Origin of the sequence: Streptomyces sp. PH10-H1, assembly GCF_030063355.1 — a bacterium.
GTDB lineage: Bacteria > Actinomycetota > Actinomycetes > Streptomycetales > Streptomycetaceae > Actinacidiphila.
In genome coordinates this window covers 1-6,891 of record NZ_JASISZ010000152.1, presented here as the reverse complement: position 1 = coordinate 6,891, position 6,891 = coordinate 1, and the positions used below count along the sequence as shown (strand labels likewise).

Genomic DNA, 6,891 nt, shown 5'->3' with positions numbered 1-6,891 from the left:
TAAGAAGATCACTATCGATGCTCCAACTTCAATGTCACAAACAATGCAGTGGCCCATCTTCAATGACACAAACAACCATCAGCCCAACTTCGATGACAAGGGGCCCATCTTCACTGGCACAGGTCAGGGGGTGCTAGGTCTAGCACCCCCGCTAGCGGCTGTCACACCGCCCTGTCACGCCCGGCTCAGGGGTGGGGGTCAGTGGCGTTTACGCAGCTCACAGCACGCGACAGCCGCCCGCGTGACAGGGCGGCGTGACAGGGTGCGTGACAGCCCCGCACCGGCTCCCGGCGGGGCTTGCCGGGTGGCCCGGCCCGTCGCATCAGCGGCGGGCCCGAGGGGCCGGCTGCCGAGGCCACCATCCCACGCCCGAACCCTCGCGCCCGCCCGCCACCCCAGCCGCACCCGTCCTTTTCATCGGGTGCAACTGGGGGGTGGGAGGCAAGAGGGTTGTCGGGGTTTCCAGTGACGTCCGGACAAGGGTTCTGACCTGCGAGAACACCGGATCAAGGCGCACGGCTGTCGGTAGTAGTGGCGGTAGCAGTGACGGTAGGAGCGGCGGGGGGAGCGGCGGGGGCCAGTCCCGGGAGCGGTGCGGCGGTCCCGGGCCGTCTGCCGACGGAGCACCTATGAGGGGCGGAACGGGTCCGGAACAGCACGGAACCCCCAGGTCAGAGCGTTATGGCGGGGCGGAACCGGGCGGTAATCGGGCCGGTACGGCCGGAACGGTTCCGGTCCCGGCGTCCCGGTTCCACCCCGGTTCCAGGACAGTTCCAACGCTGTGACCTGCACGTTCCATGCCGTTCCGGGGCTGCCCGACGCCTGCCGGGCAGCCCCGGGGGGTCAGACCGGGTTGGCGTCCAGCCAGGCCCGGATGGCGTCCTCGACGCCGTCCCGCATCTCGATGCCGAGCAGCACGCAGCGGGCCTTGAACTGCTTCTGCAGATCCGGCGGCAGGTACGTGCCGAACGGCACCCGGACCGGCGCGGCGGCCGGGGCCGCGCTGCGGGTAGCCGTCTTCCGCGCGGCCCGCACGGGCTTGGCGGGCCCGGCCGGGGCGGGCGGGGGGATGTCGCCCACCCGCAGTTGCTCGGTGCTGGGCGTCAGCGCGGTGTTGGTCGCCGTGCCGGACGGGCGCTTGCGTTCGCGGGGCGGAGTCACGCGGCCGGCACCGCCTTCACGAAGCGGGCGGCCAGCAGCTCGAAGACCGCGCGCACCTCCGACGCCTTCCCGCCGCTCACCTCCGACAGCGGCAGCGCCGACTCGTCCGCGTCGATCAGCACCGACCGGCGCGGCACAACCGGATCCCACACCAGATCGCCGAACGTCTCGCGCAGCCCCTCGCGCTGGAAGGCGTGCGAGCCGAGCTGCGCCTGGACGCCGTTGACGATGACGCCCACCAGCTCCAGACCGGGGTTCGACAAGTCGGCCGCCCGGTTGGCGATGAAGTCGCGAAAGCGCACCGCGGCTTCCACCGCGTCGTACTCCGGCTCCGTCACCGCCACCGCCACGTCGGCCGCCGCCATCCCGAGCTGGGTGAGGTGGAACAGCGACGGCGGGCAGTCGATCAGCGTGTAGTCGACGTCGTCGTCCGCGCCCTCCAGCGCCTTGACCAACCGGCGGTGCGCGCCCACCACACCCGCCTCCGACATCCGGTTCTCCAGCTCCAGCCGCGCCGGACACAGCGCGATCCGCTCCGCGTACCCGGCCGTCCAGCCGACCGGCTGGACCACCTGGGATGCGGCCCCGCTCTCGTCCGCGCGGATCGCCTCGGAGATCGTGAGCTGCGGATCGTCCTTGTCGTAGACCCAGCCCAACCGGCGCGAGGCGTTGCCCTGCGGGTCCAGATCCACCACCAGCACCCGGTGCCCCGCCTTCGCCAGCGCTTCCGCCAGCCGCACCGTGACGGTGGTCTTGCCCACCCCGCCCTTGTTGTTCCCGATCGCCACCCGACGCACCACTACGCACCCTCCACCCGTCCGCAAGCCAGCTAGCCAACTGGCCAGAAAGCAGGCTAGCGAACAAGCCGGACGGACGGGGGGACGGACGGGGCGAGCTGCACAAACGCCGTACACGCAAACCAGCCCCGCACGTCCGTGCGGGGCTGTACGACGGACGCCACGGCGTCCGTCGTCTACGCCGCCGTGGCCAGCGAGCCGACCGCCAGCACGTGCGCGTACTGCCGCACCAGCCTCGAAACCGTCGCGTCGCAGCGCCCTACCCGCCGCGCGATCACGGTCTGCGAGACACCCGCCAGCTTCAGCAGCAGCACCGCCCGCGCCTCCTCACCCAGCCCCTCCAGCGCCCGGCGCTGGCCCGGCGGCAGGGACTGAAGCGCCACCGGCTCGACCTCGGGCTCCCCGGTGCCGCCGCCCAGCGCCGCCACCGCCCGCTTGATCAGCCGGTTCACCGTCGAGAGGTTGCTGCCCAGCAGATCGGCCATCGCCCGCTGCGGCACCCCGTAGCAAAACTCCACCATCACCGCCCGCAACTCCGGCGACAGGCCGTCCAGCAGCTCACGGCACCGGGCCGACATCCCCGGCGCCCCCGCATCCAGCATCGACGGCGCCTCGACCTCACGGAACTCCGGCGCCTCGAAGTCCGCCGGCACCTCGTGCGAACGCCGCAGCGCGAAGTGGTCACCCACCGCCGACTTCACGTTCAGCGCCAACAAGATGCGCTCGCTCACCTCGTCCAGCGGCCCCGCCAACAGCTTCGCCCGCCCCTGCCGCGCCACCCGCAGCCACGCGTTCTGTGAAAGATCGTCCGCCAGCTCCGCCGCCTCCGCCCACGACAGCCCCTGCCGCGTCAGCCGGTTCACCACCATCCCCCGCATCCACCCCGCGTGGACCGCGTACAGCTCCCCCAACCGCGCCGACTCCCCCACCGACAACGGCACATCCTCACCCGGCCGCAACCGCCCCCCATCAGCAGCATTACCCGCCATCAGCGCGCCCCGCGCCCGCTCCTCACGCTTGCACCGCTTCCGCCCCGGCTGCACCGCATCCGGCCGCACAAAACGCGTCTGAACTGCCACAATGGCCATGTCGGGTTTTCCTTCCAGGGTGGTCCGACACCAGCCCCGGCGCTCTAACGCCGAGGCAAAATCCGTGGCCCAGGTGCTCTAACACCAAGGCCACAGACTGGCCCCCGGCTCTAACCGGGGGCCTTTCTTGTTGCTTCGGCTAAGGTATACCCCAGAACTAGCCTGCGCAACGGTTGGGGTATACCTTAGATAAGTCAGGTCGATCCGATGAGAGGAGGTCGTTAATGGCCACCCAGTACGAGCAGATCGCCCAAGCGCTGCGGGAACGCATCACCTCGGGTGACTACGCGCCAGGCACGGCATTGCCGTACATGCGCGACATCGCGGAGGAGTTCAGCGTCAGCAACATCACCGTGCGGAAGGCGTACGGGCTGCTGACGCGCGAAGGACTGATCGAGAGCCGCCGCCGGACAGGTGTGTTCGTCCGCGAGCTCCCGGACCGGCTGCGACTTGTGGTGCGCGCCCGGCAGATCGAGCGCGATGAGCTGGGCTACTTCTCCGGCCCGGAAGTGCAGCATTGGCGGGCCATTCCCCACCCGGATGGAGAAAAGACGCGCGTCACCACCGCTCCGGCTCCCGCCGATGTTGCAGATGTCCTCGGTGTGGAGACGGGCGAACTGCTTACCGTCCGGAAGCGGATCGTTGGCGATCCGGACGTCGAGAACCACCGGCAGTTGGCCGATTCGTGGATCCCAGCCTGGGTGACCGAAGAGGTACCAGCCCTCTCCGGCGACACCGGTATGGGTGGAATGTACGACCGCGTAGAGGAGTGGGCGGGGCGTCCACTGAGCTGGCGTGAGGAAGTGTCCGCCCGGATGCCGTCGCCGGAGGAAAGTTCAGCGCTCCTGATGCCGGAGACCGGCGTGCCACTCCTACGGGCGCTGAGAGTGACGTTTCTTCCTGCCAGACGTCGTCAGCCGGAACGGATTGTGGAGGTGCAGGACGTCCGAATGTCGGCCGAGCTATTTGCAGTGGGGTACCCCCTGCCACGCGGCGAATCCGCGAAGTGGCCTGTGCGTCCGGCCACCAGTGACTACTACCAGGCCGATCCGGATGAGCTGGACGGCACCGAATAGATCAGCACGCTTGCACCAGCGCTGGGCCCAGTTGAGGAAGTCTGGGCCCAGACAAAGCAACAGGCCCCGCACTAGGCGGGGCCTGAATGGCCGGTCCGGTGTTGGAGCACCGGGGGCCGGCGGAAGCACTCCAGATCGAATCGGAAAGTGGAGGGCGCTCACTGATGAGCGTACGAGACAGCAGCGACATGACGCGAGTGGGTGGCACCAGCGGCCTGGCCGACGCCCAGGCGTGGACCCGGGTGGGTGACCCGCGATCGTGGCGGGAGCAGGTCCACGACAATCCGGTGTTCGGTGACGAGCGCCTGGCGCTGGAGACGCTGGGCGTGTTCGCCCGCGTGCTGAACGTCCGGGTGGGCGAGGTGTTCAGCGCCGCGACGCTGGCGGCCTCGGGCGCCGACAGCGTGGCGACGGCCCAGGCCGCGCTGGACGAGCTGGCGGCGCGCGGCTACCTGGCGGGGGTGGCCCGATGAGCGCGGGGCACATGGGGATGGTGTTCGCGGCCGAGGGGCTCGACGGTTCGGAGACGTTGCTGCTGCTGGCCTATACGAACTGGACGGACCCGCATGGGTACTGCTGGCCCAGTGAGGCCCGGCTCGTGGATGACTGCGGCACGTCGCGCAGCACGGTGCAGCGGGCCAAGCGTCAGCTGGTGAAGAAGAACCTGGTGAAGTCGGTGCGCCGGAAGAACAGCAAGGGCGATCCGATCTCGAACCTGACCCGGGTCAACCTGCCGCTGCTGGCCTCGATGGCCCGCAAGCGGACCGTGTACGACGACAACCTGATCGACCAGATCACGTTCGACGACGACACCCAGGGCGACCCGGGCGCCACCCTTCGCGGGACCCCGGATGACCCCGAACCCCCCTCTGACCTGCTGATGAGTCATTCTGACTCTACCTATGAGTCAAAACGACTCCGACCCGGAGTCAAAATGACGCCTCTAGGCATGAGTCAAAATGACTCCCTATCCCTTAGTGATCCCGAAGAGATCTCTCTCTCTTCTGCCGGTGCGGAAGCCGCGGGGCGGGGAGAGAGAGAGAGTTCGGCTGCGCCAGGGACAGACACGGCCACTGCTGGCCGGTCGGTGGCTGGTGCTGGTGTGCCGGAGCAGAGGGAGCCGTCAGGACAAGACGCAGCAGCAGCGGCCCGGATCGTGGACGCGTACGCGGCTGCCCTCGGGCGGCCGGTGCTGAACGGCACCCGGGCCGAGATCCAGAGCCAGGCGGCCGAGCTGCTGGCGCACGGTCTGCCGGAGAGCTGGCTGGCGGATCGGGCGCGGGAGATGCCGGCCAACGGCTGGACCGACTTCGCCAAGCACGTGGCGAAGTCCAAGGAGCCCCTGCCCGGGAGCCAGCGCACGGCGGCAGCATCCGCCACTGACGGCACGCAGAACGGGCTGCCCGCGTGGTGCGGGCAGTGCGGCGACTGGAACCCGGCCGCCGTGCACAACAAGCTGTTCCGCACGAACACGGGAACGCATGACGGGGAGCCGTGCCCCGCATGCCACCCGGACCGGGTCTCTGCGGACGCCTGAGCGGGCCCCTGTGGGTTGTGTGGGCTTGTCTGGGTGCTGGGTGTGTCCCGGCCCCGGATAGGCCCACAGGCGGGCGTACAGCGCTTCGGGGGGTTTCCCGCCCCTTGGCAGCGGGAGCCTTGCCCGGCGGTGGGCGTCCTCCGGCAGCCTCTCCGGGCGTGACGGAGGGCGTGACCGGGGGCGTGACGGGAGCTGCCGTCACGCTGCCTGACCTGGGGACGGGTGCGTTGTCGGCGCGTGTCACACCCCCTGTGACACGCGCGGGCCGCCCCTGCGCTCGGCGCCCCGACAGGGGCGCCCCTCCCGCACCCGCCTCCCGGGTCGCAGTGCCCGAACCCGCCCTCACGCCACCCATAAACCCAACCAATTCCGCACCGCGAAAACATAATTCATAAACGACTAACTGGCCGTCAGAAACATTATCGCTGACGCACCACAACACGGCCGAACGAAACAATCCCGGTCACGGCACCGGGCCCCGTATCTCAGTCCAGAATTCAGCCACCATCAGAAATGAAACACACCCGATGACCGGTCCAACGAAAAGACTCCGAAGGAGTCAGACAGCCCAGCTAGCCAGAAAGCCAGCACGCCAACAAGCAGGAAAGCCAGAAAGCCGGACCCGCCCGCCGACAGGTGGGCAGCCCCCGGGGGATGTGCCTCACATTCGCCAAAGCTACATCTGCATCATTTCCAATCCCGCACCCCGAAGCCCGCACCAATACAGGCCAGCCCCACCCCGGACGGGAACTCCGGAAGCAGCATGCAAGGCAAGCCGTCCCCGGGGCAGAGGGGCGAAACCCCAGTATCTACACAGGCTCGGGACGTGATGCACTCACCCAGCCCCCCACCCGCCCCGCCGTCCCGGACGCGCCCCCACCCGCCCCGATAAGCGAAGCGTTCGGGAAAGGAAACGCCCGGCAAAACGGAATGCAGCGAAGCGAAATTCCCCGCCAACACCCGAATGGAGACACGGCAGAAAACCACGTTTCCGAGAAGCGTAAACAATGCCAACCCGAATGCGCGAAGCGCATTCAAAACCAATCAAACCCTTGACCAACGGGAAAGGAAAACCAAAACCAAACACAACGCAAATTCCCTGAAAGGGAATGCAAGAACCCCACCCGAGTGCCCCAACGGGGCACGACATAAACCACAACGAATTCCCCGAAGGGGAATTCATGCGGGGTTTGGAATTCCGAAAGGAATTCATTTAAGGCCCTTTAGGGCCC

At 68.3% G+C, this 6,891-nt stretch carries 6 protein-coding genes; 3 read left to right on the top strand and 3 right to left on the bottom strand.

All coding sequences use genetic code 11. The annotated features are described in order from the left end of the window. Nucleotides 1-843 precede the first annotated feature (843 nt). From QMK24_RS40315 to QMK24_RS40305, 3 genes are all read right to left on the bottom strand, one after another. A complete protein-coding gene (locus QMK24_RS40315) occupies nucleotides 844-1,161 on the bottom strand; it encodes a hypothetical protein (RefSeq protein ID WP_283471882.1) in 318 nt (105 codons plus the stop codon). Next, entirely contained in the window at nucleotides 1,158-1,949 is a 792-nt protein-coding gene (locus QMK24_RS40310; protein ID WP_283471881.1) for a ParA family protein, read from the bottom strand. Before QMK24_RS40310 ends, QMK24_RS40315 begins: the two co-directional genes overlap by 4 nt. A 185-nt stretch (nucleotides 1,950-2,134) precedes the next feature. Further along, nucleotides 2,135-3,046 carry an RNA polymerase sigma factor gene (locus QMK24_RS40305; RefSeq protein ID WP_283471880.1) on the bottom strand — a complete coding sequence of 304 codons (912 nt, stop codon included), beginning with the start codon at nucleotides 3,044-3,046 and terminating at the stop codon, nucleotides 2,135-2,137. 224 nt (nucleotides 3,047-3,270) lie between these two features. Here QMK24_RS40305 and QMK24_RS40300 point away from each other — a divergent pair, with 224 nt between their 5' ends. The 3 genes from QMK24_RS40300 (at nucleotide 3,271) to QMK24_RS40290 (ending at nucleotide 5,659) form a co-directional block, all read left to right on the top strand. After that, on the top strand, nucleotides 3,271-4,122 hold the full coding sequence (locus QMK24_RS40300; RefSeq protein ID WP_283471879.1) for a GntR family transcriptional regulator: 852 nt from the start codon (nucleotides 3,271-3,273) through the stop codon (nucleotides 4,120-4,122). Nucleotides 4,123-4,286: 164 nt separating this feature from the next. Continuing rightward, a complete protein-coding gene (locus QMK24_RS40295) occupies nucleotides 4,287-4,595 on the top strand; it encodes a hypothetical protein (RefSeq protein ID WP_283471878.1) in 309 nt (102 codons plus the stop codon). After that, the gene (locus QMK24_RS40290; protein ID WP_283471877.1) at nucleotides 4,592-5,659 is read left to right on the top strand and encodes a helix-turn-helix domain-containing protein; all 1,068 of its coding nucleotides are present in this window, start codon (nucleotides 4,592-4,594) and stop codon (nucleotides 5,657-5,659) included. Before QMK24_RS40295 ends, QMK24_RS40290 begins: the two co-directional genes overlap by 4 nt. Nucleotides 5,660-6,891: the final 1,232 nt, after the last annotated feature.

What these genes read in the sequence shown, in the direction of transcription:
- QMK24_RS40305 (WP_283471880.1), bottom strand. Translation starts at nt 3,046, where the DNA reads ATGGCCATTGTGGCAGTTCAGACGCGTTTTGTGCGGCCGGATGCGGTG.
- QMK24_RS40300 (WP_283471879.1), top strand. Translation starts at nt 3,271, where the DNA reads ATGGCCACCCAGTACGAGCAGATCGCCCAAGCGCTGCGGGAACGCATC.
- QMK24_RS40295 (WP_283471878.1), top strand. Translation starts at nt 4,287, where the DNA reads ATGAGCGTACGAGACAGCAGCGACATGACGCGAGTGGGTGGCACCAGC.
- QMK24_RS40290 (WP_283471877.1), top strand. Translation starts at nt 4,592, where the DNA reads ATGAGCGCGGGGCACATGGGGATGGTGTTCGCGGCCGAGGGGCTCGAC.